The organism is Nesterenkonia sp. LB17 (assembly GCF_022565915.1).
In the GTDB taxonomy this organism is placed as follows: Bacteria; Actinomycetota; Actinomycetes; order Actinomycetales; family Micrococcaceae; genus Nesterenkonia.
Map to the genome: position 1 here is coordinate 142,027 of NZ_JAJOYX010000002.1, position 23,968 is coordinate 165,994.

The following is a 23,968-nucleotide window of genomic DNA, read 5'->3' on the forward strand; positions in this document are numbered from 1 at the left end:
CGCTTCGTCGTCTGCGGCGTCAGCGGGTTCTGTCGGTGCCGCGGGCGAGCTGTCGCTTGCCCGTCATCTCGTGCCCGTCACCTGTTGTCCGTGCCCCGGATGATCGAGCGCAGCTTCCCCAGCCGCTCCGAGACGGCGCGTTCGGCGCCGTTGCCGGTGGGCTTGTAGTAGTCCACCCCGATCAGCTCATCGGGCACGTACTGCTGGGTCGCGACGTGATGCGGCTGGTCATGGGCGTAGATGTAGCCCTTGCCATGGCCCATCCGGTGTGCCCCGGAATAGTGTGCGTCACGCAGATGCGGCGGGACCGCGCCGGACTTCCCGGCGCGCACGTCGGCTATGGCGGCGTCGAGGGCCTTATAGGAGGCGTTGGACTTCGGCGCGGTGGCGATGTGCACCGTGGCCTGGGCGAGCAGGATCCGTCCCTCCGGCATGCCGATGAGCTGCACGGCATCTGCCGCCGCCATGGCGGTCTGCAGCGCCGTGGGGTCGGCCATGCCGACTTCTTCTCCGGCGGCGATGACCAGCCGGCGGGCGATGAAGCGCGGGTCCTCTCCGGCGACCACCATCCGCGCCAGGTAGTGCAGCGCGGCGTCGGGGTCCGAGCCGCGCAGCGACTTGATGAAGGCGGAGACGATGTCGTAGTGCTGGTCCCCGTCTCGGTCGTACCGCTGCACGGCGAAGTCCATCGCCTGTTCGGCGTCCCGGGCGGTGATCAGCACCGGGGCGTCCGACGCCGGCTCATCGGCCGAGGCTCCTTCAGACACATCCGAAGCGTCCTCGGGGGAGCGGCCCATGGCCACGGCCGCGGCGGCCTCCAGGGTGGTCAGCACCCGGCGCGCATCACCTCCTGCCATGCGCAGAATATGATCCCTGGCCGTGTCTTCGAGCTCGAAGGCCGAGTCGAGGCCGCGGGTGTCCTGCAGCGCCCGGGTGATCAGTCCGGAGAGGTCATCCTGGGTCAGTGAGCGCAGGGTGAGCATCAGTGACCGGGAGAGCAGCGGGGCGATGATCGAGAAGGACGGGTTCTCTGTGGTCGCGGCGACCAGGATGACCCAGCCGTTCTCCACTCCCGGCAGCAGGGCATCCTGCTGGGCCTTGTTGAACCGATGGATCTCATCGAGGAACAGCACGGTGGTCTGCCCGCGGAGATCTCGATCCTCCAGCGCACGGTCCATGACCTGTCGGACGTCCTTCACACCGGCCCGGATGGCGGAGAGCTCCACGAACTTCCGCGAGGCGCCACGGGCGAGCACATGGGCCAGCGTGGTCTTGCCGGTGCCGGGAGGGCCATAGAGGATCACCGAGGAGGCGCCGGCGGGTCCGCGGGACCCTTCAGCCAGGACGCGCAGCGGGGACCCCTGTTCGAGCAGATGCTGCTGGCCGAGCACTTCCGCGAGGGTGCGCGGTCGCATCCGCACCGCCAGTGGAGTATGCCGACGACGCGCGCCCGCCTCCGCCGTGGAGGCCGGGGCGGGCGCGTCGTCGTCGCCGAAGTCATCGGAGGCGAAGAGGTCCCCCGTGATGGGATCGGCCACTGCGCCTCCTAGAGCTGGGTTCGTAGATAGATTCGATAAGAATCCGTTCCAGGCTACCCGGTGCGGCTCAGGCCTGGGACTCAGGCTCAGCCCTTGGTGCCGGTCCTGCCCTCTGCCTTGGCCTCGGTGCCGGCCTCAGCCTTGGCCTCCGTGCCGGCCTCAGCCTTCGGCTCGGGCTTGGCGTCGACGCCGGCCTCCTTGCGCTGCTGCGCGGTGATCGGGGCGGGCGCCGCGGTGAGCGGGTCGTAGCCGCCGCCGGACTTGGGGAAGGCGATGACCTCGCGGATGGAGTCCTCACCGGCGAGCAGCGAGACCACGCGGTCCCAGCCGAAGGCGATGCCGCCGTGCGGGGGAGCGCCGAACTTGAAGGCGTCGAGCAGGAACCCGAACTTCTCCTGCGCCTCGTCCTCGGGAATGCCCATGACCTTGAAGATCCGCTCCTGGACGTCGCGGCGGTACACGCGCAGCGAGCCGCCGGCGATCTCGTTGCCGTTGCAGACCAGGTCGTAGGCGTTGGCCAGCGCCGAGGCCGGATCGGTGTCGAAGCTCTCGGCGAACTCCGGCTTGGGGGCGGTGAATGCGTGGTGCACGGCGGTCCAGGCACCGGATCCCACGGCCACATCGCCGGCGGCCTGGGCCAGGGCTGCGGGCTCGAACATCGGGGCGTCGACCACCCAGACGAAGGACCACGCGTCCTGATCGATGAGTCCCACACGGGCGGCGATCTCGTTGCGCGCGGCGCCGAGGAGTCCGCGGGAGGGAGAGACCTCACCGGCGGCGAAGAAGACGCAGTCCCCGGGGGAGGCCCCGGTGGCGGCTGCCAGTCCGGCCTTCTCCGGCTCGGAGAGGTTCTTGGCCACGGGGCCGCCGAGCTCGCCGTCCTCACCGATGAGCACATACGCCAGGCCCTTGGCGCCGCGCTGCTTGGCCCATTCCTGCCAGGCGTCGAGGGTGCGGCGGGGCTGCGAGGCGCCGCCGGGCATCACCACGGCACCGACATAGGGAGCCTTGAAGACCCTGAAGGGGGTGTCCTTGAAGTAGTCGGTGAGCTCGGTGAGCTCCAGCTCGAAGCGCAGATCAGGCTTGTCCGAGCCGTAGCGGGCCATCGCCTCGTGGTAGGTGATGTGCGGGATCTCGGCGGGCAGGTCCACGTCGATGAGCTTCCAGAGCCTGCGCACGAGCTCCTCGCCGAGGGAGAGGATGTCTTCCTGCTCCACGAAGCTGGCTTCGATGTCGAGCTGGGTGAACTCGGGCTGGCGGTCCGCGCGGAAGTCCTCGTCGCGGTAGCAGCGGGCGAGCTGGTAGTACTTCTCGAAGCCACCGACCTGGAGCAGCTGCTTGAACAGCTGGGGGGACTGCGGCAGCGCGTACCAGGCGCCCGGTGCCAGGCGCGCCGGGACCAGGAAGTCGCGTGCACCCTCTGGGGTGGAGCGGGTCAGCGTCGGCGTCTCGATCTCGGTGAAGGACTCGTGGTGCAGCAGGTCGCGGGCGACCCGGTTGGCCTCGGAGCGCAGCCGCAGCGCGCGCTGCGGCCCTTCCCGGCGCATATCGAGGTAGCGGTGGCGCAGCCGCGCCTCCTCGCCGACCTCGACGTGCTCATCGATCTGGAAGGGCAGCGGTGCCGCGGTGTTGAGCACCGTGACGGTCTCGGCCAGCACCTCGACCTCGCCCGAGGGCAGGTTGGGGTTCTCGTTGCCCGCGGGACGGCGCTCCACCGAACCGGTCACCTGCAGCACGAACTCGTTGCGCAGCGGATCGAAGTCGGCCTCCTCGCGCACCACGACCTGGGCCACGCCCGAGGAGTCACGCAGATCGAGGAAGGCCACTCCGCCGTGATCTCGGCGCCGCGCCACCCATCCGGTGAGGGTGACGGTCTGGCCTATGTTCTCGGCGGTGAGTGAGCCGGAGGTGTGTGTGCGGAGCACGGTGTCCTTCCTGAGGGATCAGTTGCTGGTGCGGGCCTGCGGCCCGGGGAGTCAGTCGGTGGCCGATTCTACTATCCGCGGGAGCGCGTCCTCGGCCGGGGGCGTCCAGCTGGCCGGATCCGCGGGGCTCTGGGCACCGGTGCGGATGTCCTTGACCTCATGGGCGCCGTCGTCGTCGGTGAACCAGACATAAGGGATGCCGCGGCGGTCAGCGTGGCGGATCTGCTTGCCGAACTTCTCAGCCTTCAGCGCGACCTCCACATTGATCCCCCGGAGGCGCAGCGCGTCGGCCACGTCCTGGGCGGCCCCCCAGTCCTCGTCGGAGCGCAGCGCCACGAAGACTGCGGTGGGGACCTTACGGCTGGCGGAGAGCCCGCCCTCGGCCAGGATCCGGGAGATCAGTCGGGTGACCCCGATGGAGAGCCCGACGCCGGGGAAGCTGCGCCTGCCCTTGGAGGCCAGAGATTCATAGCGGCCGCCGGAGCAGACCGAGCCCAGCGATTCGTGACCGATCAGCACGGTCTCGTAGACGGTGCCGGTGTAGTAGTCAAGGCCGCGGGCGATGGAGAGATCAGCGGTGACCCGACCGGGGACCCGCTTGTTCAGCTCCGCGACGACCTCTTCAAGCTCGGCCAGCCCGGCGTCGAGCAGCTCATCGGCCTCCACGGTGCCCAGCAGGGCGCGCACCGCGGTGACGAAGGAGGTGTCGGTGGCGCGGATCTGGGCGAGCTCGAGCGCCTGCTGCGCCTGCTGCGGGGTGGCGGCACCGGTGGAGACCAGCTCCTCGCTGACCTTCTCGGCGCCGATCTTCTCCAGCTTGTCGATCGCGCGCAGCACCGCGGTGGTGTCGCTGAGACCGATGGAGCGGTAGAACCCCTCGGAGAGCTTGCGGTTGTTGACCCGGAGCATGAAGTCGCCGATCGGCAGCGCCTCGAGCGCCTTGGCCATGACCACGCCGATCTCCACGTCGCTGCGGAAGGGGAGCGCGCCGTCGCCCACCAGGTCGATGTCGGCCTGGGTGAACTCGCGGTAGCGCCCGTCCTGGGGGCGTTCACCGCGCCAGACCTTCTGGATCTGGTACCGCCGGAAAGGGAAGTCCAGGTGCCCGGCGTTCTCCACCACGTAGCGGGCGAAGGGCACGGTGAGGTCGAAGTGCAGGGCCAGTCGGGCCTCGCGGCCCTCTTCCTCCTGCAGCCGGGAGACGGCGTAGATCTCCTTGTCGATCTCGCCCTTCTGCAGCAGCGTGTCGATGGTCTCCACCGCCCGGGACTCGATGGAGGCGAAGCCGTGGCGTTCGAACACCTCGCGAAGCGTGTCCAGCACGTGCAGCTCCACCAGACGCTCCTCGGGGAGCCATTCGATGAAGCCGGAGAGAGAGGTGGTTCGTGCCATGAGTGTGCGCGCAGTCCTTGGGTCGTCGGGGGAGCCTGGAATCGGGCCCGTTCAGCATAACGGCTCCGGTACGCTGGTGGGCATGAGTCCTGCAGTCAAGCCCGACCACCATGAGACCTCCCTCGCCGACGCCCACCGATTCGCCCGGGTGGATGAGGAAGGCCATGTCTATGCACTGGCCTCCGCTCCCGCGCAGACCGAGACAGCCGACGGCGCCGCTCCGGAGGCCGTCCATGTCACAGCGCCGGAGGCCGACGGCGTCGCGGCGGCGCACCCTGAGACCGCCGAGGCCGCCGAGACCCCCGGGCCGAAGGCCGCCGAGAGCTATGTGGGGCAGTTCTCCGGAGCCAGCGCCGATGAGGCCCTGCACTACTTCACCCGGAAGTTCGATGAGCTCTACAACCGTGCGCTGCTGCTGAGGGCTCGCGCCGCGGCCGGCGCCGACTCCGCCAAGGCGCTGCACGAGTCTTTGAGACACATTCGCCAGGAGCTCACCGACGGCACCTGGGTCGGCGACGTCGCGGCCCTGAGCTCGCTGCTTGGGGAGATCTCCACGGAGATCGATCAGCGCGCAGCGGTCGAGGCGCAGGAGGCTGAAGCGGTGCTCGCCGAGCACCTGGCGGTCCGTGAGCAGATCGTGGCCGAGGTGGAGCTGCTGGCCGAGGCCGATCCGACCACACAGCACTGGAAGAGCGCCCAGGCGCGGATGAACGAGCTCTTCGAGGCCTGGAAGGCCGAGCAGAAGAAGCCGCCGCGGCTGACCAAGTCCCAGGAAGACCCCTATTGGAAGCGTTTCCGCGCCGCGCGGAATCTCTTCGAGAAGAACCGGCGCGCGTTCTTCGCCTCCCGGGACAAGGAGCACGGTGATATCAAGGCCGCCAAGGAGGCGCTGATCGTCGAGGCGGAGCAGCTCAAGGACTCCGACGACTATGGCGCGACCACCAAGGCCTATCACCGGCTGATGGATGACTGGAAGGCCCTGGGCCGCGGCGCCCGCAAGACCGACGACGCGCAGTGGGCCCGCTTCCGCGCCGCCCAGGACGTGTTCTTCGGCGCCCGGGACAAGATCAACGCAGAGACCGACGCGGAGTACGCCGAGAACCTCACGGTGAAGCTGGCGCTCCTCGAGGACTTCGAGGCCCTGATGCCGATCGAGAACCCAGAGGCGGTCCGGGAGCAGTACCAGGCGCTGCTGAACCGCTGGGACGCCGCCGGTCGGGTGCCTCGTGGGGACATGAAGTCCATCGAGAGTCGGCTCAAGCGCGTCCAGGATGCGTTCCACGACGCCGAGAAGTCCCATTGGCGAAAGACCGACCCCGAGACGATCGCGCGACAGAATTCGATGCTCACCCAGCTCGACGACGCCATCGCTGAACTTGAAGCGGCACTCGAGGCCGCCCAGGTCAGCGGAGACACCCAGGCGATTGCAGAAGCTAAAGAGGCATTGGACGCGCGAAGAAGCTGGCGGGATATGTTGAAGTAACGAATACATTACACTCGTCAAAGATCTGGTGACCCATTTGCTATTCCCTGTGGGTCACTGGACTTGTGCCGTCGACATCCAGTGAGGACCCCGCGTGAGCGATCAACAGCCGCATGAGTCGGGCTCCCAGCGCAGCCGCCGCGAGATTCGCGAGGCTCGGGAGCTCGAACTTGCTGAGCAGCGTGCTCTGGAGGAGACGCTGCGCACTCCGCGCGCCCGCTCGGCGGCCTCGGCGGGGCCCGCGGTAGAGCGCGATGAGCCCACCGCGGCGGATCCCGGCGCGGCACCGTCCCCGGCGTCCCTGCCCTCGCCTGTATCGGCAGCCTCCCCGGAACCCGCCACGGACTCCGTCCCACTGACTATCCCCAGTCCGTCCAGGACGCCGCTGCCCACCATTGCGCCGGTGCAGGGCTCGGTGATCTTCAACCAGGAATACGTCAGCGAAGGCAAACTGGAGCGCGAAGACACCCAGCACGCCGACCCGCACCACCCTGACCTGCACCCCGTCGTCCCCGCCACGGGTGACGACCCTGACTCTGAGCCCACTGCTCCCTCCGCCGTGACCCCCTTCGACCAGGTCCTCTCCCCGGACGAGGCTGACTATGACGTCGACTACGAGTCCGACGTCGACTACGACGCGGATTACGAGTACGCGCTGGCGGAGGAGTCGGACTTCCCCCTCGAGGACGACCTCGAGGACGACTATTACGAAGGTACCCGCATCGCTCACGACGACGACGGCACTCCGCTGCTGATCTCATCCTCAAGCCACGGCCGCAGCTACCAGACGGTCTCCGGCGTCGAGGGGGGCGCGACCCAGGCGGTGTTGGAGAAGCGGCGCACCCGACGGCGGCGCCGCAACCTCACCCTGAGCGTGGCCTTCGGACTGTTCGCGGCGCTGCTCGTGGGATTCGTGGTCGTGCTGCAGTCGCTGTTCGGCGGCGGCGGCCCGGAAGACTTCGAGACCCAGGCCGGGGAGGTCGTGGAGTTCACCGTCGAAGAAGGAGACGGTCCCGCGCTGGTGCGCAACCGCCTCCTGGAAGCCGGGATCATCGCCAGCGACGACGCGTTCGACGACGCCTTCGCGGCGCTCGACGGAGCACCTGAGCTGCAGCCGGGGGAGTTCCAGCTGCGCGAACAGATGCCGGCCGCGGATGCGCTGGCGGTGATCTTCGAGGAGGGCGAGGCGCTGCACTACATCTCGCTCCAGGACAACACCCGCATCGACGCGGCGCTGAGCTCCATCGCGGCGCAGACCGGAATCCCCGAGAGCGACATCGGCCGAGCGGCGGCTGACCCCGGCGCCTATGGACTGCCCGACGAGGCCGAGACGCTCGAAGGCTATCTCGCCGCCGGGGAGTACCAGCCGAGCCTGGAGGCGACCCCCGAGGAGATCCTCCAGCAGATGGTGGACACCACCTTCGAACGGCTCGAGGAGCTCGGCATCACCGAGGAGGATGAGCAGTGGCGCACGGTGATCGTCGCCTCCCTGCTCACCGCGGAGGGCCTGCCCGGCGACTACGAAGAGATCGCCGGGATCATCGAGAACCGGCTGGCCCCGAACAACTCCGAGACCGACGGGCTGCTGCAGATCGATGCCACCGTGATCTACGGACTCGGGACGCAGAGCGTGCACTTCACCGAGGAGGAGCGAGCCGACGCCTCCAACGAGTACAACACCTACCAGAACCCGGGCCTGCCCCCCGGACCTGTCGCCGCACCCAACATGGCGACCCTCGAGGCCGCCGCGAACCCGGAGGAGAACGACTACTTCTACTGGGTCACCGTGGACCTCGAGACCGGTGAGACGAAGTTCGCCGAAGACTATGAGGAGCACCTCGGCTACGTGGAGGAGTTCAACGCGTACTGCGAGGACAACGCCGAGATCTGCGACGGAGAACCGACCCAGGAGAACGCCGGACCGTGACTCGTCAGGCCGCTGTGCTGGGCCACCCGATCGCCCACTCGCTCTCCCCGCTGCTGCACGCCGCGGCCTATGAGCACCTGGGGCTCGACGCCGACTACCGGCGGATCGACGTCGAAGAGTCTTCGCTGCAGGAGTTCCTGCGCGGAGAGGGCGCGGCGCCGGGCTGGCTGGGCTGGTCGGTCACGATGCCGCTGAAGGCCGCCATGGTGAGCGCCGTGGACCACCCGTCGGCGCGGGTCACCGCGCTGGGCGTGCTCAACACCGTCGTCCACGGTCCCGCCGGCACACCGGAGGGCGCGCGCACGCTCTCCGGTGAGAACACCGACGTGGACGGCATCGTCGCGGCCCTGGGCGAGGCCGGGCTGCACCAGGCGTCGTCGTCGGGCCGGGGCAGCTTCGGCATCATCGGTGCCGGCGCCACCGCCACCGCCGCGCTGGCCGCCGCCTCCGAGCTCGGCTACACCCAGGTGCGCAGCTACGCCCGCTCCGTCCAGCGCGGGCTGGAGCTGGAACCGGTGGCCGCCGCGCTGGGTCTTCGGCTCAGCGTGGCCCAGCTGTCCGCGCTGCCGCATGACCTCTCTGTCACGGACGAGCTTCCGGCAGCCCACGACCTCTCGGCAATCCACGACCTGGACGCGGGCCGGGGGAACTCCGTGCTGCTCGACGCCGTGGTGTCGACCCTTCCACCGCGCGCCGCCGATGAGATCGCCGCCACGCTGCCCAGACTGGACCGCCCGATTCCGCTGCTCGACGTCGCCTACGACCCCTGGCCCTCGCTCCTGGCCGGCTCCTGGGAGGCGGGCGGCGGCCGGGTGGTCAGCGGTCTGGTGATGCTGCTGCACCAGGCGGTGAAACAGGTGGAGCTGTTCAGCGCGGCCACCTCGACCCCGGCCGGTGAGCTCTCCGCGGAGTCCCACGCCCAGATGGTGGCCAAGATGAGGCGCGCGATCGGTTTATGATGGACCCCATGTTGCGCTGGCTCACTTCCGGAGAATCACACGGCAAATCCCTCGTCGGAATCCTGGAAGGGCTTCCCGCCGGCGTCACGCTGAGCACCGAGGCGGTGCAGGAGAAGCTCGCCCGCCGCCGTCTCGGCTACGGCCGCGGAGCCCGGATGAAGTTCGAACAGGACCAGGTCGCGCTGCTGGCCGGCGTGCGCCACGGCGTCACCATCGGCGGACCGCTGACCATCGAGGTCGGCAACACCGAGTGGCCCAAGTGGGAGAAGGTCATGTCAGCCGACCCGGTGGACCCCGCCGAGCTGGAGCACCTCGCCCGCAACGCCCCGCTGACCCGCCCCCGCCCAGGTCACGCCGACTACACCGGCATGCAGAAGTACGGCTTCAGCGAGGCCCGCCCGGTCCTGGAACGCGCCTCGGCGCGGGAGACCGCCACCCGCGTCGCCCTCGGTGCGGCCGCCCAGTCCTTCCTGAGCGAGCTCGGGATCACCACGGTCTCGCACACCACCGCCATCGGCCCGGTGCAGATCCCCGCCGACGCCCCGCTGCCCCGCGCCGCCGATGCACAAGCCCTGGACGCCGACCCGCTGCGCTGCTTCGACGCGGAGACCTCCGAACGGATGGTCGCCGAGGTCGACGACGCCCACCGCGCGGGGGAGACCCTCGGCGGCGTCGTCGAAGTGGTCGTGGAGGGACTTCCCCCGGGCCTGGGCAGCTATGTGCACTGGGACCGACGGCTGGATTCACGCCTGGCCGGAGCGCTCATGGGCATCCAGGCCATCAAGGGCGTGGAGGTCGGCGACGGCTTCGAGACCACCCGACGCCGCGGCTCGGCCGCCCACGACGAGATCACCCTGGACGAGCACGGGCAGATCGCGCGCACCTCCAACCGCGCCGGCGGCATCGAAGGCGGCATGAGCATCGGCGGCCCGCTGCGGGTCCGCGCCGGGATGAAACCCATCGCCACCGTGCCGCGCGCGCTGCGCACCGTGGACACCGCCACCGGCGAGCAGACCACCGCCCACCACCAGCGCTCCGACGTCTGCGCCGTGCCGGCGGCCGGCGTCGTGGCGGAGGCCATGGTGGCCCTGGTCATCGCCGAAGCCGTGCTGGAGAAGTTCGGCGGGGACTCGGTGAGCGAGGTGCAGCGCAACCTGCGCAGCTATCTCGACCACCTCCCCGAGCTCGGCGGCGACCCCTCGGGAGCCGGTGCGGACGGAGACCCGCTCCAGGCCCCCGCCGCGATGCAAGACTGATGCGTCAACCCGCAGCCGCCGAGCAGCGAGGCGACGGCCGCAACATCGTGCTGATCGGGCCGATGGGCTCCGGGAAGTCCACCGTCGGTGCCGCCCTGGCCCGCCGGCTGCACCGGCCGCACGTGGACAGCGACCACTTCTTCGTCGCCCGCCACGGATCCATCCCGGAGTACTTCTCGCTGCACGGGGAGGACGCCTTTCGGGCCGAGGAGCGCAGCATCGTGGCCGAGCTGCTCGACTCCCCACGCCCCTCGGTGATCAGCCTCGGCGGGGGAGCGGTGCTCAGCGCCGGCACCCGCGGACTCCTCCGCGACCAGCTGGTGATCATGCTGGATCTCACCGAGGACCAGGCCGCGCTGCGCCTGGGGGACGGCTCCAGCCGGCCGATCCTCGGCGCGCACCCGGTGCAGGCCTGGAAGCGCATCTATGCCGAACGCGAGCAGATCTACCGAGACTGCGCTGATATCGTCATGAGCCCGGACGATGCGCACATCGACGTGCGAGTCGACCACATCGTGCGAGCCCTCAACACCACCTCCAGGAGAGATCCAAGCGTATGAGCCACCAGGCCGAGACCGAGGCTTCCGCCCCTGAACCCACCATCATCACCGTCGGGGAGGGCGCGGGCACCGGCGGTCAAGAGCTGGGCTACGACGTCATCATCGGCAACGGGCTGCTCTCCCGGCTGCCCGGGCTCGTCGGCCCACAGGCCGAACGGGTGCTGGTGATCCACCCCCGGGCGCTGCGCGCCACCGGCGACGTGGTCCGCGAGGACCTCGAGAAGGCCGGGTATCAGGCGCTGGTCGCCGAGATCCCGGACGCCGAGGAGGGCAAGCACATCCAGGTCGCCGCGTTCTGCTGGCAGGTCCTGGGGCAGAACGACTTCACCCGCTCCGACGCGATCGTCGCCGTCGGCGGGGGTGCGGTGACCGATGCCGCCGGCTTCGTGGCCGCGACCTGGCTGCGCGGCATCCGCGTGGTCCACATGCCCACCACGCTGCTGGGCATGGTCGACGCCGCTGTGGGCGGGAAGACCGGGATCAACACCTCCGAGGGCAAGAACCTGGTCGGCTCCTTCCACCAGCCCGCCGGAGTGCTCGCCGATCTGGACACGCTGCTCACCCTGCCCCGCAACGAGCTGGTCGCCGGACTCGCCGAGGTCGTGAAATGTGGATTCATCGCCGACGAGCGGATCCTCGACATCATCGAAGCCAGCCCGGAACAGGCGCAGAACCCGCACTCCTGGCAGATCCGCGAGCTCATCGAGCGCGCCGTAGCGGTCAAGGCCAAGGTGGTGGGTGCGGACATGCTCGAATCCGGCGTCCGCGAGTCGCTGAACTATGGCCACACCCTGGGCCACGCCATCGAACTCGCCGAGCGCTACCAGTGGCGCCACGGCGCGGCCATCTCGGTGGGCATGATCTTCGCCGCCGAGCTCGGGCGCAGCCTGGGCCGACTCGATGACGCCACTGCGGACCGTCACCACGCCGTGCTGAACCTGCTCGGGCTGCCCACCACCTACCGCGATGACCGCTGGAGCCAGCTGCTCGAAGGCATCCGCCGGGACAAGAAGAACCGCGGCGATCAGCTGCGGTTCGTGCTGCTCAATGGTCAGGGGCAGCCGGTCACCGTGGAGATCCCGGACGCCTCGATCCTCTTCGCCACCTACCAGGAGATCGCCCAGCCGGAGACGGGCAGCATGATCTCGCTCTGAAGCCAGCGCTCGAGCCTGTAGAATCGTTTGGCGCCGCGTGGAGCGACCATGGCGTCCAGCATTCGCTGTGCACAACACTCCATGCCCCCACGACCCAGGAAAGGCAGATTGTGGCCAGCTCGAACGACATCAAGAACGGCTCCGTCCTCAAGATGGAGGGACAGCTGTGGAACACGCTCGAGTTCCAGCACGTCAAGCCGGGCAAGGGCGGTGCGTTCGTGCGCACCAAGCTGAAGAACATCCGCACCGGCAAGGCCGTGGACAAGACGTTCAACGCCGGCGCCAAGGTGGAGTTCGCCACAGTCGACCGCTCCAACTACCAGTACCTCTACCAGGACGGTGAGGACTTCGTCTTCATGGACCTGCGCGACTACGACCAGATCACCGTGCCCGCCACGGTGGTCGGCGACGCCGCGAACTTTCTGCTGGAGTCCCACGAGGTGACCATCGCCCTGCATGACGGCACCCCGCTCTACCTCGACCTGCCCCCCTCGGTCGTCCTGGAGATCACCTACACCGAGCCGGGCCTGCAGGGTGACCGCTCCAACGCCGGCACCAAGTCCGCCACGCTGGAGACCGGACACGAGATCCAGGTCCCGCTGTTCGTGGACCAGGGCACCCGCGTGAAGGTCGACACCCGCACCTCCGCATACCTCGGCCGAGTCACGGACTGATCCCTCCAGTGGCAAAGCGAAGCAAAGCCCGCCGCCGGGCCCTTGAGATCCTCTTCGAGGCCGAACAGCGAGACATGGACCCCTTCGAGGTCCTGCGGGTCCGCCGCGAGCGCGCGGACCTGATCGTCAACGAATACGTCCTCGAGCTCATTGACGGTGTGAAGTCCGAACAGGAGCACATCGACGAGATCCTGGCCACCTACGCGCGCGGCTGGACGCTTGAACGGATGCCGCGGGTGGACCTGATGGCGCTGCGCATCGGCGCCTGGGAGCTTCTGTGCAACAACGAGATCCCCGACAACGTGGCGGTCTCCGAGGCCGTGACGCTGGTCAAGGAGCTCTCCACCGATGATTCGCCCAGCTTCGTCAACGGACTGCTCGGCAGGATCCAGGTGCTCAAGCCCACGCTGGTCGAGGTCGATGACGTAGAGTGAACGCGGCGCTTCAGCTCAGCGCCGCAGCACGGCTCGAGCAGCTGCACCGCGGTGCGGCGGCGCAGGCCACAACTGAAGATTCAGACTTCCTTTAAACATCGTCCAGTGAGGCGAGGAAGGAGTCATACGGTGACACGCTCACCCGAGACCTCTCACGTGATGTCCGCCTCCGACATGGACCGGGCGCTCACGCGCATAGCCCACGAGATCGTCGAATCCCACCGCGGAGTCGAAGGTCTCCTGCTGCTCGGCATCCCACGCCGCGGAACCATCCTGGCCCGCCGCCTGGGTGAACGGCTGGCCCGGATCGATCCCGCCTTCGATCCCGAACAGGCCATCGGCTCCCTGGACATCACGCTCTACCGCGATGACCTGCGCGCCCACGGGGCCCGCACCCCCGAACCCACCAAGATCCCCGGCGCCGGGATCGACGGCGCCACAGTGGTCCTGGTCGATGACGTGCTCTACTCCGGACGGACCGTGCGCGCCGCCCTGGACGCCCTGCAGGCGCTCGGCCGCCCCGCCGTCGTCCGGCTCGCCGTGCTGGTGGACCGCGGCCACCGCGAACTGCCGATCCGCTCGGACCATGTCGGCAAGAACCTCCCGACCTCCCGCGACGAACGCGTCTCGGTGCTCCTCGACGAGGTCGATCGTGTGCCCCGCAGCGAGGAGGCCGTGGTCATCCAGCGCGGCCGCGCGTCCCAGGCGGGTGAGCGCTGATGCGACATCTGCTCTCCACCGCCGATCTCAGCCACGCGCAGGCGCTGAGCATCCTCGACACCGCCGAGGAGATGGCCGCCGTCTCCACCCGCGAGGTCAAGAAGCTGCCCACCCTGCGCGGTCGCACCGTGGTGAACCTCTTCTTCGAGGACTCCACCCGCACCCGGATCTCCTTCGAGGCCGCCGCCAAACGGCTCTCCGCAGACGTCATGAACTTCTCCGCCAAGGGCTCCTCGGTCTCGAAGGGGGAGTCGCTGAAGGACACCGTGCAGACCCTGGAGGCCATCGGCGCAGACGCGATCGTGATGCGGCACTGGGCCTCCGGCGCTGCCGCGCAGCTCGCCGCCTCGGACTGGACCGACTGCGCGGTCATCAACGCCGGTGACGGCACCCACGAACACCCCACCCAGGCGCTGCTCGACGCGCTGACCCTGCGCCGCGGCTGGTCCGCCGCCCAGGGCCAGGACCCGCGCGGCACCGACCTGACCGGGATGCGGGTATTGATCGTCGGAGACATCCTGCACTCGCGGGTGGCCCGCTCCAACATCTGGCTGCTGCGCACCTTGGGCGCCGACGTCGGCCTGGTCGCCCCGGCCACGCTGCTGCCGGTGGGCGTGGAGAAATGGCCGGTGAACGTGTACTACAGCCTCGACGAGGCGCTGGGCTCCGGCCCGGAGGCCGGCCCCGACGCGATCATGATGCTGCGGGTCCAGGCCGAGCGGATGGGCGGCGCCTACTTCCCGACCGCCGCCGAGTACACCCGCCGCTGGGGCCTCACCGATGAGCGGCTGGCCCGGCTCGAAGCCCACCGCGGAGCCGCCGGGCAGCGACCTATGATCCTGCACCCGGGACCGATGAACCGCGGAGTCGAGATCTCCGCCGCCGCCGCCGACTCCCCGATGAACCAGGTCCTGGACCAGGTCTCCCACGGAGTCTCCGTCCGCATGGCCGTGCTGCACCTGCTGCTGAGCAGCTCAGAGAGGAACACCGCATGAGAAGCACCCCCACCGCCGCCACCCTGATCCTGGGGGCCCTGCCCTACGGCGAGGCGCCCGAGGACGTGCTCATCGCGGAAGGCCGGATCGCCGCCGTCGGACCCGACGCCCGGATTCAGGCCGAGCAGCTGCAGGAGGTCACCACCATCGAGGCGGCGGGACTGATCATGCTTCCGGGCATGGTGGACCTGCACACCCATCTGCGCGAGCCCGGCCGGGAGGACGCCGAGACCGTGGAGACCGGCAGCCGCGCCGCCGCCAAGGGCGGCTTCACCGCGGTCCACGCGATGGCGAACTCCTCCCCGGTGGCGGACTCCGCCGGCGTCGTCGAGCAGGTGCACCGGCTCGGCCGAGCCTCCGGCTGGACCGAGGTCTACCCGGTCGGCGCCGTCACGGTCGGACTCGCCGGCGAACGACTCGCCGAGCTCGGCGCCATGGCGGAGTCCTCCGCGCAGGTGAGGATGTTCTCCGACGACGGGATGTGCGTGCACAACCCGGTGCTGATGCGCCGGGCGCTGGAGTACGTGAAGACCGTGGACGGGTTCATCGCCCAGCACGCCCAGGAGCCGCTGCTCACCGAGGGCGCACAGATGAACGAGGGCGACGTCTCCGCGGTCCTGGGACTGCCCGGCTGGCCCGCCGTGGCCGAGGAGTCCATCATCGCCCGCGACGTGCTGCTGGCCCAGCATGTGGGCTCGAGGCTGCACATCTGCCACGTCTCCACCGCCGGCTCGGTGGAGATCATCCGCTGGGCCAAGGAGCGCGGCATCGACGTCACCGCGGAGGTCACCCCGCACCACTTGCTGCTCACCGACGAGCTGGTCCGCGGCTATGACCCGGTGTACAAGGTCAACCCGCCGCTGCGCACCGGCGCCGACGTCGAGGCGCTGCGCGCGGGCCTCGCCGACGGCACCATCGACATCATCGGCACCGACCACGCCCCGCATCCCACCCAGGCCAAGGAATGTGAATGGTCCGCCGCGGCCATGGGCATGACCGGGCTGGAGACCGCGCTGCCGGTGGTCATCAAGACGATGATCTCCACCGGGCTCATGGGCTGGCGACGCTTCGCCGAGGTCACCTCGATCAAGCCGGCGCAGATCTACCGCCACGCCCACCAGGGGCGACCGCTGAAGCCCGGCGAGCCCGCCAACCTGATCCTGGTGGACGCGGGCGCGACCCAGACCGTGGACCCCGCCGGCCACGCCAGCAAGGGTCGGAACTCGCCCTTCCGCGGGATGGAGCTGCCCGGCGCGGTGCGCGCGACCTTCCTGCAGGGGCACCCGGTGGTGCTCGACGGCGAGCTCAACAGCCCGCTGAGCGAGGCCGCGGCGCGCGCGGCGGAACAGTCGCAGGTGCAGTCATGACGGTGCAGCTGCCCATGATCCCGCCCACGACCCTCGCCACGACCGCCGCGGACATGACCGGCACCTATCTGTCCTATCTGTGGATCGCGCTGGGAATCATCGCGGTGCTGCTGGGCCTGCTCTGGCTCGGCTGGCGCGGACGCAAACGCCGCCAGCGCGGACTTCCGGTGCCGGACCAGGTCCCCGCCGAGCTGTTAGAGGCCCAGCCGCGCGCCGCCGCGGAGGGCATGGTCATCGGCACCGTGAAGGCCGGTGACTACCTCGACCGGGTCGCCGTCCACGGACTCGGCGTGCGCACCAACGGACGCGTCGAGGTCCACGAGCAGGGCATCGCCGTCTTCCGCTCCGGGGCGCCGAACTTTCTGATCTCCGCCCCGGCGCTGGACCACGTGCGCACCGACCGGGGAGTGGTGGGCAAGTTCGTCGAACGCGACGGCGCCATCATCATCGGCTGGCGGCTCGGCGAGGAGCCCGTGGAGACCGCCTTCAGAGCCCGGCACGCAGAAGCCCACCAGGAGCTCCTCGACGAGCTCACATCCGTCATCCGTCCCTCCGACGAGGAGTCAACACCTTCATGACACACCACAACTCCGCCGCACAGGCCCCGACCCGGGCGCCGGCGTCCACACCGACACAGTCACCGGCCTCGACGTCGACCTCGGCGCCCGCGCTGCTGGTCCTCGAGGACGGCACCGTGCACCACGGCTCCGCCTACGGCGCCCAGGGCGCACGCCTGGGTGAGGCGGTCTTCGCCACCGGGATGACCGGCTACCAGGAGACGCTCACCGACCCCTCCTACGCCCGCCAGATCGTGGTGCAGACCGCCCCGCACATCGGCAACACCGGGATCAACGACGAGGACGCCGAGTCCCGCAAGATCTGGGTCGCCGGCTATGTGGTGCGCGACGCCGCCCGCCGCCCCTCGAACTGGCGCTCCCGGCGCACTCTGGACGAGGAGCTCAGCTCCCAGGAGATCATCGGCATCAAGGACGTCGACACCCGGGCGATCACCCGGCACCTGCGCAGCGCAGGATCGATGAAGGCCGGGATCTTCTCCGGCGACCAGGCCGCCCGGCCGGTCGCCGAGCTGGTCGCCGAGGTGAAGTCCCAGCCCTCGATGGCCGGCGCACGCCTGGCCGAAGAGGTCTCCACCGACACGGCCTATGTGATCGAGCCCCGCGACCACGGCTGGACCCAGGACATCGTCGCCACCGTGGCCGCCATCGACCTCGGCATCAAGACCATGACCCCGGTGCGGATGGCCGAACGCGGACTGCGGGTGCATGTGCTCCCCGCCGCCAGCAGCTTCGCCGAGATCGAGGCGCTGGACCCCGACGGGGTCTTCCTCTCCAACGGGCCCGGAGATCCCGCCACCGCGGCGAACCAGATCGGGCTGCTGCGCGAGGTGCTCGACGCCAGGACCCCGTTCTTCGGGATCTGCTTCGGCAACCAGATCCTGGGCCGGGCGCTGGGCTTCGGCACGTACAAGCTGCCCTTCGGCCACCGCGGGATCAACCAGCCGGTGATGGACCACGCCACCGGCAAGGTGGAGATCACCTCGCAGAACCACGGCTTCGCCGTGGACGCGCCCGTGGGCGAGGTGGTCACCGCCCCGCAGGACCGCTTCGGCCGGGTCGAGGTGAGCCACTCCAGCCTCAACGACGGTGTCGTGGAGGGCCTGCGCTGCCTCGACATCCCAGCATTCAGCGTCCAGTACCATCCCGAGGCCGCCGCCGGCCCGCATGACTCGGCCTACCTCTTCGACCGCTTCGTCGAGCTGATGACCGACGCGCGCACCAAGACTGGTGCCGACACCGTCACTGCCGCCGACACTGAGACCACCACCCACACCGTGACCACCACCGACACTGAGACCCGTGGAGGGAACCCACTCAATGCCTAAGCGTCAAGACCTCAAGTCCGTCATGGTCATCGGCTCCGGCCCGATCGTGATCGGCCAGGCCGCCGAGTTCGACTACTCCGGCACCCAGGCCCTGCGAGTGCTCAAGGAGGAGGGCCTGCGGGTCATCCTGGTCAACTCCAACCCGGCCACCATCATGACCGACCCGGAGTTCGCCGACGCCACCTACGTGGAGCCGATCAGCCCCGAGGTGGTCGCAAAGATCATCGAGAAGGAGCGCCCCGACGCGCTGCTGCCCACCCTCGGCGGGCAGACCGCGCTGAACACCGCGATCGCGCTGGACAAGGACGGTGTGCTGGAGAAGTTCGGCGTCGAGCTGATCGGGGCGAACATCGCCGCCATCGAGCTCGGCGAGGACCGGCAGAAGTTCAAGGGCGTGGTGGAGCGCTCCGGCGCCGAGTCCGCCAAGTCGCTGATCGTGCACTCCATGACGGAGGCGCTGGCCGCCGCCGAGGAGCTGGGCTACCCGATGGTGGTGCGACCCTCCTTCACCATGGGCGGTCTGGGCTCCGGGATGGCGTACAACGAGACGGACCTGCACCGGATCGCCGGCGCCGGGCTGCAGTACTCACCGACCACCGAGGTGCTCCTGGAGGAGTCCATCCTGGGCTGGAAGGAGTACGAGCTGGAGATGATGCGCGACTCCAAGGACAACGTGGTCGTGGTCTGCTCCATCGAGAACTTCGACCCGGTGGGGGTCCACACCGGTGACTCCATCACGGTGGCTCCGGCCATGACGCTGACCGACCGCGAATACCAGCGGCTGCGCGACATCTCCATCAACGTGATCCGCGAGGTCGGGGTGGCCACCGGTGGCTGCAACATCCAGTTCGCCATCGAGCCCGGGACCGGCCGCGTCGTCGTCATCGAGATGAATCCGCGGGTCTCGCGCTCTTCGGCGCTGGCCTCGAAGGCCACCGGCTTCGCGATCGCCAAGATCGCCACCAAGCTGGCCCTGGGCTACACCTTGGACGAGATCCCCAATGACATCACCAAGAAGACCCCGGCCAGCTTCGAGCCGGTGCTGGACTATGTCGTGGTGAAGGTCCCGCGCTTCGCCTTCGAGAAGTTCCCTGCGGCGGACCCCACGCTGACCACCACGATGAAGTCTGTGGGCGAGGCGATGGCCTTCGGGCGCAACTTCACCGAGGCCATGCAGAAGGCGCTGCGCTCCCTGGAACAGCGCGGCAGCGAGTTCGACTTCACCGTCGCCGACCCGGAAGAGCTCGAAGAGCTGCTCGAGAAGATGGCCACGGCGACCACCGAGCGGCTCCACCAGGTCCAGCGGGCGCTGCTCTCCGGGGCTTCGATCGAGGCGGTCCATGAGATCACCTGGATCGACCCCTGGTACCTGGATCAGCTCCAGCTGATCAACGAGACAGCGATGGCGGTGGCAGCTGCGCCTGAGCTCGACGTCGCCGCGCTGCGCCTGGCCAAGCGGCACGGCTTCTCCGACGAACAGATCGGCGCGCTGCGGCACATGGACGCCGCGGTGGTCCGCGGAGTCCGTCACGCGCTGGGGATCCGCCCCGTCTACAAGACCGTGGACACCTGCGCCGCCGAGTTCGAAGCCTTCACCCCGTACCACTACTCCTCCTATGACCTCGAGGACGAGATCGTGCACCACGATCAGCCCTCGGTGATCATCCTGGGCTCCGGGCCCAACCGGATCGGACAGGGCATCGAGTTCGACTACTCCTGCGTGCACGCCACCATGGCGCTGCGCGAGGCCGGCTATGAGACCGTGATGGTCAACTGCAATCCCGAGACCGTCTCCACCGACTACGACGTGTCCACCCGGCTCTACTTCGAGCCGCTCACGCTGGAAGACGTGCTCGAGGTCATCGCGGCCGAGGAGCGCAGCGGGGGAGTGGCCGGGGTCTTCGTCCAGCTCGGCGGGCAGACCCCGCTGAAGCTCGCCCAGCAGCTCGCCGACGCCGGGGTGACCATCCTGGGCACCTCCCCGGAGGCGATCGACCTCGCCGAGGACCGTGGAGAGTTCGACCAGGTGCTCCAGCGCGGCGGGCTGATCGCGCCGAAGAACGGCACCGCAGTGAGCTTCGAGGACGCCAAGAAGGTCGCCGACAGCATCGGCTACCCGGTGCTGGTCCGGCCCAGCTACGTGCTCGGCGGACGCGGCATGGAGATCGTCTACGACGAGCCCGGCCTGGAGCGCTACATCGCCAACGCCACCGAGGTCACCCCGGAGCACCCGGTGCTGGTGGACCGGTTCCTCGAGGACGCGATCGAGGTCGACGTGGACGCCCTCTACGACGGCGAACAGCTCTACGTGGGCGGGATCATGGAACACATCGAGGAGGCAGGGATCCACTCCGGCGACTCCGCCTGCGTGCTGCCCCCGATCACCCTGGGCCCTGACGTGCTCGAACGCGTCCGGGTCGCCACCCGGGTCATCGCCGAGGGGGTGGGGGTGAAGGGGCTGATCAACATCCAGTTCGCCCTGGCCTCCGACATCCTCTACGTGATCGAGGCCAACCCGCGCGCCTCCCGCACCGTGCCGTTCGTCTCCAAGGCCACCGGGGTGCAGATGGCCAAGGCCGCGGCGCACATCGGCACCGGTGTGGCCATCGCGCAGCTGCGCGCAGGCTCGGGCCACAGGCTCTCCGGCCTGCTGCCGGCCACCGGGGACGGCTCCGAGCTGCCCCCGGGCGCGCCGGTCTCGGTGAAGGAGGCGGTGCTGCCCTTCGCCCGCTTCCGCACCCCCGAGGGACGCGTGGTCGATTCCCTGCTCGGCCCGGAGATGCGCTCCACCGGCGAGGTGATGGGCATCGACAAGCATTTCGACACCGCCTTCGCCAAGGCCCAGCAGGCGGCGAACAACCCGCTGCCCACCTCCGGCAACGTCTTCGTCTCGGTGGCCAATCGGGACAAGCGAGCGATCATCATGCCGGTCAAGCGCCTGGCCGACCTGGGCTTCTCCATCGTCTCCACAGGAGGCACCGCCGATGTGCTGCGCCGCAACGGGGTCGAGACCACCACGGTGGCGAAGATCGCCGACGCCGAGACGCAGGGCGGCACCATCCTGGAACGGGTGGAGAGCGGGGAGATCGCGCTGATCATCAACACCCCCTCCGGCGGGAACGCCCGCAGCGACGGTTACGAGATCCGCGCCGCCGCCACCTCGGTGGGCACCCCGGTCATCACCACCGTGGCCGAGTTCGGCGCGGCCGTGCAGGCCATCGAGGCGCTGGGCCAGTTCAGCTGGTCGGTGGCCTCGCTGCAGGAGCACGCCGAGCGACTGAAGCAGGCCGAGCGGCTGAACCAGGCCGAACTGGCCAGACAGGCCGACCAGCGCAAGCAGGATGTCCAGCGCAAGCCGGCGAGGCAGGCCGGGGCATGACCTCCAGCCTCGCGGGCCAGTCCGCCGGGATGCCCTTCGGCGGACGGCTCGCGGCGGCGATGAGCGCCCACGGCAGGCTCTGCGTGGGTCTGGACCCGCATCCGCAGCTCCTCACCGACTGGGGGCTCACCCAGGACGCCGCCGGGCTGCGCGAGTTCAGCGCCCGGGTGCTCGAAGCCTGTGCCGGTCGGGTCGGCGTGCTCAAGCCCCAGGTGGCGTTCTTCGAACGCTTCGGGGTCTCCGGCATGCAGGTGCTCAGCGAGGTCCAGCACCAGGCCCGCGCCGCGGGGCTGCTGGTGATCGCCGACGCCAAGCGCGGAGACATCGGCTCCACCATGGCCGGCTACGCCGAGGCCTGGCTGGACCCGGATGCGGACTTCGGGGCCGATGCGCTCACCGTGAGCCCCTACCTGGGCTTCGGCTCGCTGCAGCCAGCGATCGACGCCGCCGCCCGGCACCGGGCCGGACTCTTCGTGCTGGCGCTGACCTCGAACCCGGAGGGCCAGCAGGTTCAGCTCGCGCGCGACGCCCGGGGCGTCACCGTGGCCGGGCAGATCGCCGCCGAGGCGGCGGCCGCCTCCTCGGCGCTGGCCCAGACCGCACCCGCAGCCGGAGCAGCCGGAGAGACCCGCTCCGGGGTGGGCGCTGAGGTCGGCGCAGCCGTTGGGCTGGGCAGCATCGGGCTCGTCGTCGGAGCGACGACGGCGGGGCTCGCCGTCGAACACGGGATCGACCTCGGGGCTGGCCGGATGCCGCTGCTGGCACCGGGCTACGGGGCGCAGGGCGCCGACGCCGAGGCGCTGCGCGCAGGCTTCGGTGAGCGCTACGCCGAACAGGTCCTGGTGAACTCCTCCCGCGGGATCCTGGGTCAGGGGCCGGACCCGGATTCTCTGACCAGGGCCATTGAACTGGCGAAGGCGGATCTGGGCTGAGAACTCGCCAGGCCGTTCTCTATTGATGTTCGACCGCCCAGCCACTAGATTCTGCTCAATATCACCTGGTGCTGTCGGCTGACAACCGTCCCGAGCGACTGCACCACGGACGTTGGGGGAGAATCGTGGCACTGCGAGAACTGACCAAGGAAGAGCGGGACACCGCCCGTCGCAAGGCACTGGCCGCCCGCGTCGAACGGGCCCAGCTCAAGAAGGAGTTCGGCAACGGGGGCATCGGCTTCGATGAGGTCCTCGAACGCGCTTCCAGCTCCGAGGCGGTGGCTCGGCTGAAGACGCTCGAGCTGCTGGAGTCCCTCCCCGGGGTCGGTCGCGTCACCGCCACCAAGGCGCTGGAGGACCTGGGGATCTCGGTGAACCGCCGACTCGGCGGACTCGGGGTCAAGCAGCGACGAGCCTTGAAGGAGTATCTGGCAGAATTGGGCTGACCATCCCAGCCCAAGGAGCCAGTGCATTGTCAGCAGTCCCCGGCAGTCCCGCCGTCACCGTGCTCGCCGGACCGACCTCCGTCGGCAAGTCGACGCTGAGCCGATTCATCCGCACCCACTATCCCGAGGTGCACTTCTCGGTCTCCGCGACCACCCGCGAGCCGCGCCCGAGCGAGGTGGACGGTGTCGACTATCACTTCATCGACCCCGAACGCTTCGACGAGCTCATCGAGCACGGCGAGTTCCTGGAATGGGCCACCGTGCACGGGAAGCACCGCTACGGCACCCTGCGCTCCACCGTGGACGCCGCACTGACGGACGGGAGGCTGGTCCTGCTTGAGATCGATCTGCAGGGAGCCCGCCAGGTCAGGGCCACGATGCCCGAGGCGCAGTTCGTGTTCCTGGCACCCCCCTCGTGGGAGGACCTGGTCTCCCGGCTGGTCGGACGCGGCACCGAATCCGAGGAGGAACAGCGGCGCAGGCTGGAAACGGCTAAGATAGAGCTTGCCGCAGAGCAGGAATTCGATGTTTCGATCATCAATGACGAGCTCGACCGTGCCGCAGCCGAACTTGTAGCCCGCATGGGCTTCACCCATGCATCACCCCAATCTGAAGGACATCTCCCCAAGTGACTGAGCAGACCGAAGGCATCATCTACCCGTCGATCGACTCCCTCCTGGAGAAGAGCGCCTCGAAGTACTCGCTGGTCCTCTTCGCCTCGAAGCGGGCCCGCCAGATCAACGCGTACTACGCCCAGCTGCACGAGGGCCTCTTCGAGTACGTGGGACCGCTGGTGGACACCAAGCTCAACGAGAAGTCGATGTCCATCGCCCTGCGCGAGATCAACGAAGACCTGCTGGTCAACCACCCCGCGGTCAACCCCGCCTCCTGATCAGGATCTGCTGCGCAGCGGCACTGCCGGCT

General features: G+C 69.2%; 21 protein-coding genes. 18 read left to right on the forward strand and 3 right to left on the reverse strand.

Annotated features, from left to right (window positions below):
- Positions 1 to 77: 77 nt before the first annotated feature.
- From LTH96_RS04460 to hisS, 3 genes are all read right to left on the reverse strand, one after another.
- The gene (locus tag LTH96_RS04460; protein ID WP_370644409.1) at positions 78 to 1,415 is read right to left on the reverse strand and encodes a replication-associated recombination protein A; all 1,338 of its coding nucleotides are present in this window, start codon (positions 1,413 to 1,415) and stop codon (positions 78 to 80) included.
- Between the two features lie 209 nt (positions 1,416 to 1,624).
- Positions 1,625 to 3,463: an aspartate--tRNA ligase gene (gene aspS / locus LTH96_RS04465; protein ID WP_241464559.1), complete on the reverse strand. Its 1,839-nt coding sequence runs from the start codon at positions 3,461 to 3,463 to the stop codon at positions 1,625 to 1,627.
- A 51-nt stretch (positions 3,464 to 3,514) separates the two neighbouring features.
- Positions 3,515 to 4,855, reverse strand: a complete 1,341-nt coding sequence (gene hisS, locus LTH96_RS04470; RefSeq protein ID WP_241464560.1) for a histidine--tRNA ligase — start codon at positions 4,853 to 4,855, stop codon at positions 3,515 to 3,517.
- An 82-nt stretch (positions 4,856 to 4,937) separates the two neighbouring features.
- On the opposite strand from hisS, the gene LTH96_RS04475 reads away from it, so the two are divergent.
- The 18 genes from LTH96_RS04475 to rpoZ all read left to right on the forward strand — a co-directional run bounded on the left by LTH96_RS04475 (position 4,938) and on the right by rpoZ (position 23,936).
- A complete protein-coding gene (locus tag LTH96_RS04475; RefSeq protein ID WP_241464561.1) occupies positions 4,938 to 6,338 on the forward strand; it encodes a DUF349 domain-containing protein in 1,401 nt (466 codons plus the stop codon).
- 94 nt (positions 6,339 to 6,432) lie between these two features.
- Positions 6,433 to 8,265 carry an endolytic transglycosylase MltG gene (locus LTH96_RS13205; RefSeq protein WP_241464562.1) on the forward strand — a complete coding sequence of 611 codons (1,833 nt, stop codon included), beginning with the start codon at positions 6,433 to 6,435 and terminating at the stop codon, positions 8,263 to 8,265.
- Positions 8,262 to 9,224 carry a shikimate dehydrogenase gene (locus LTH96_RS04485; protein ID WP_241464563.1) on the forward strand — a complete coding sequence of 321 codons (963 nt, stop codon included), beginning with the start codon at positions 8,262 to 8,264 and terminating at the stop codon, positions 9,222 to 9,224. Before LTH96_RS13205 ends, LTH96_RS04485 begins: the two co-directional genes overlap by 4 nt.
- 8 nt (positions 9,225 to 9,232) lie before the next feature.
- Positions 9,233 to 10,480 (forward strand): chorismate synthase, encoded by a 1,248-nt coding sequence (gene aroC, locus LTH96_RS04490; protein ID WP_241464564.1) that lies wholly within the window; start codon positions 9,233 to 9,235, stop codon positions 10,478 to 10,480.
- Complete coding sequence (locus tag LTH96_RS04495; RefSeq protein WP_241464565.1) at positions 10,480 to 11,040, forward strand: shikimate kinase; 561 nt, start codon at positions 10,480 to 10,482, stop codon at positions 11,038 to 11,040. Before aroC ends, LTH96_RS04495 begins: the two co-directional genes overlap by 1 nt.
- Positions 11,037 to 12,194, forward strand: coding sequence for a 3-dehydroquinate synthase (aroB, locus tag LTH96_RS04500; protein WP_241464566.1), 1,158 nt, complete (start codon positions 11,037 to 11,039; stop codon positions 12,192 to 12,194). Before LTH96_RS04495 ends, aroB begins: the two co-directional genes overlap by 4 nt.
- A 110-nt stretch (positions 12,195 to 12,304) precedes the next feature.
- On the forward strand, positions 12,305 to 12,868 hold the full coding sequence (gene efp / locus LTH96_RS04505) for an elongation factor P (RefSeq protein ID WP_207172284.1): 564 nt from the start codon (positions 12,305 to 12,307) through the stop codon (positions 12,866 to 12,868).
- 8 nt (positions 12,869 to 12,876) lie between these two features.
- Complete coding sequence (gene nusB, locus LTH96_RS04510) at positions 12,877 to 13,302, forward strand: transcription antitermination factor NusB (protein ID WP_241464567.1); 426 nt, start codon at positions 12,877 to 12,879, stop codon at positions 13,300 to 13,302.
- A 129-nt stretch (positions 13,303 to 13,431) separates the two neighbouring features.
- A complete protein-coding gene (gene pyrR / locus LTH96_RS04515; protein WP_342357740.1) occupies positions 13,432 to 14,022 on the forward strand; it encodes a bifunctional pyr operon transcriptional regulator/uracil phosphoribosyltransferase PyrR in 591 nt (196 codons plus the stop codon).
- A complete protein-coding gene (locus tag LTH96_RS04520) occupies positions 14,022 to 15,017 on the forward strand; it encodes an aspartate carbamoyltransferase catalytic subunit (RefSeq protein WP_241464568.1) in 996 nt (331 codons plus the stop codon). Before pyrR ends, LTH96_RS04520 begins: the two co-directional genes overlap by 1 nt.
- Positions 15,014 to 16,384 carry a dihydroorotase gene (locus tag LTH96_RS04525; protein WP_241464569.1) on the forward strand — a complete coding sequence of 457 codons (1,371 nt, stop codon included), beginning with the start codon at positions 15,014 to 15,016 and terminating at the stop codon, positions 16,382 to 16,384. Before LTH96_RS04520 ends, LTH96_RS04525 begins: the two co-directional genes overlap by 4 nt.
- Positions 16,381 to 16,962 (forward strand): hypothetical protein, encoded by a 582-nt coding sequence (locus LTH96_RS04530; RefSeq protein ID WP_241464570.1) that lies wholly within the window; start codon positions 16,381 to 16,383, stop codon positions 16,960 to 16,962. The genes LTH96_RS04525 and LTH96_RS04530 overlap by 4 nt, the downstream gene beginning before the upstream one ends.
- Entirely contained in the window at positions 16,959 to 18,287 is a 1,329-nt protein-coding gene (gene carA, locus LTH96_RS04535; RefSeq protein ID WP_241464571.1) for a glutamine-hydrolyzing carbamoyl-phosphate synthase small subunit, read from the forward strand. Before LTH96_RS04530 ends, carA begins: the two co-directional genes overlap by 4 nt.
- Entirely contained in the window at positions 18,280 to 21,666 is a 3,387-nt protein-coding gene (gene carB / locus LTH96_RS04540) for a carbamoyl-phosphate synthase large subunit (RefSeq protein ID WP_241464572.1), read from the forward strand. Before carA ends, carB begins: the two co-directional genes overlap by 8 nt.
- Entirely contained in the window at positions 21,663 to 22,598 is a 936-nt protein-coding gene (gene pyrF, locus LTH96_RS04545) for an orotidine-5'-phosphate decarboxylase (RefSeq protein ID WP_241464573.1), read from the forward strand. Before carB ends, pyrF begins: the two co-directional genes overlap by 4 nt.
- 125 nt (positions 22,599 to 22,723) lie before the next feature.
- The gene (gene mihF, locus LTH96_RS04550; protein ID WP_241464574.1) at positions 22,724 to 23,044 is read left to right on the forward strand and encodes an integration host factor, actinobacterial type; all 321 of its coding nucleotides are present in this window, start codon (positions 22,724 to 22,726) and stop codon (positions 23,042 to 23,044) included.
- 26 nt (positions 23,045 to 23,070) lie between these two features.
- Entirely contained in the window at positions 23,071 to 23,676 is a 606-nt protein-coding gene (gene gmk, locus LTH96_RS04555) for a guanylate kinase (protein WP_241464575.1), read from the forward strand.
- Positions 23,673 to 23,936: a DNA-directed RNA polymerase subunit omega gene (gene rpoZ, locus LTH96_RS04560; RefSeq protein ID WP_036476028.1), complete on the forward strand. Its 264-nt coding sequence runs from the start codon at positions 23,673 to 23,675 to the stop codon at positions 23,934 to 23,936. Before gmk ends, rpoZ begins: the two co-directional genes overlap by 4 nt.
- Positions 23,937 to 23,968: the final 32 nt, after the last annotated feature.

Bases quoted from the DNA above. Each gene is read 5' to 3' on its own strand.
- LTH96_RS04460 (WP_370644409.1), bottom strand. From the start codon at position 1,415: ATGCGACCGCGCACCCTCGCGGAAGTGCTCGGCCAGCAGCATCTGCTC.
- hisS (WP_241464560.1), bottom strand. From the start codon at position 4,855: ATGGCACGAACCACCTCTCTCTCCGGCTTCATCGAATGGCTCCCCGAG.
- LTH96_RS04475 (WP_241464561.1), top strand. From the start codon at position 4,938: ATGAGTCCTGCAGTCAAGCCCGACCACCATGAGACCTCCCTCGCCGAC.
- aroC (WP_241464564.1), top strand. From the start codon at position 9,233: ATGTTGCGCTGGCTCACTTCCGGAGAATCACACGGCAAATCCCTCGTC.
- LTH96_RS04495 (WP_241464565.1), top strand. From the start codon at position 10,480: ATGCGTCAACCCGCAGCCGCCGAGCAGCGAGGCGACGGCCGCAACATC.
- aroB (WP_241464566.1), top strand. From the start codon at position 11,037: ATGAGCCACCAGGCCGAGACCGAGGCTTCCGCCCCTGAACCCACCATC.
- LTH96_RS04520 (WP_241464568.1), top strand. From the start codon at position 14,022: ATGCGACATCTGCTCTCCACCGCCGATCTCAGCCACGCGCAGGCGCTG.
- LTH96_RS04525 (WP_241464569.1), top strand. From the start codon at position 15,014: ATGAGAAGCACCCCCACCGCCGCCACCCTGATCCTGGGGGCCCTGCCC.
- LTH96_RS04530 (WP_241464570.1), top strand. From the start codon at position 16,381: ATGACGGTGCAGCTGCCCATGATCCCGCCCACGACCCTCGCCACGACC.
- carA (WP_241464571.1), top strand. From the start codon at position 16,959: ATGACACACCACAACTCCGCCGCACAGGCCCCGACCCGGGCGCCGGCG.
- carB (WP_241464572.1), top strand. From the start codon at position 18,280: ATGCCTAAGCGTCAAGACCTCAAGTCCGTCATGGTCATCGGCTCCGGC.
- pyrF (WP_241464573.1), top strand. From the start codon at position 21,663: ATGACCTCCAGCCTCGCGGGCCAGTCCGCCGGGATGCCCTTCGGCGGA.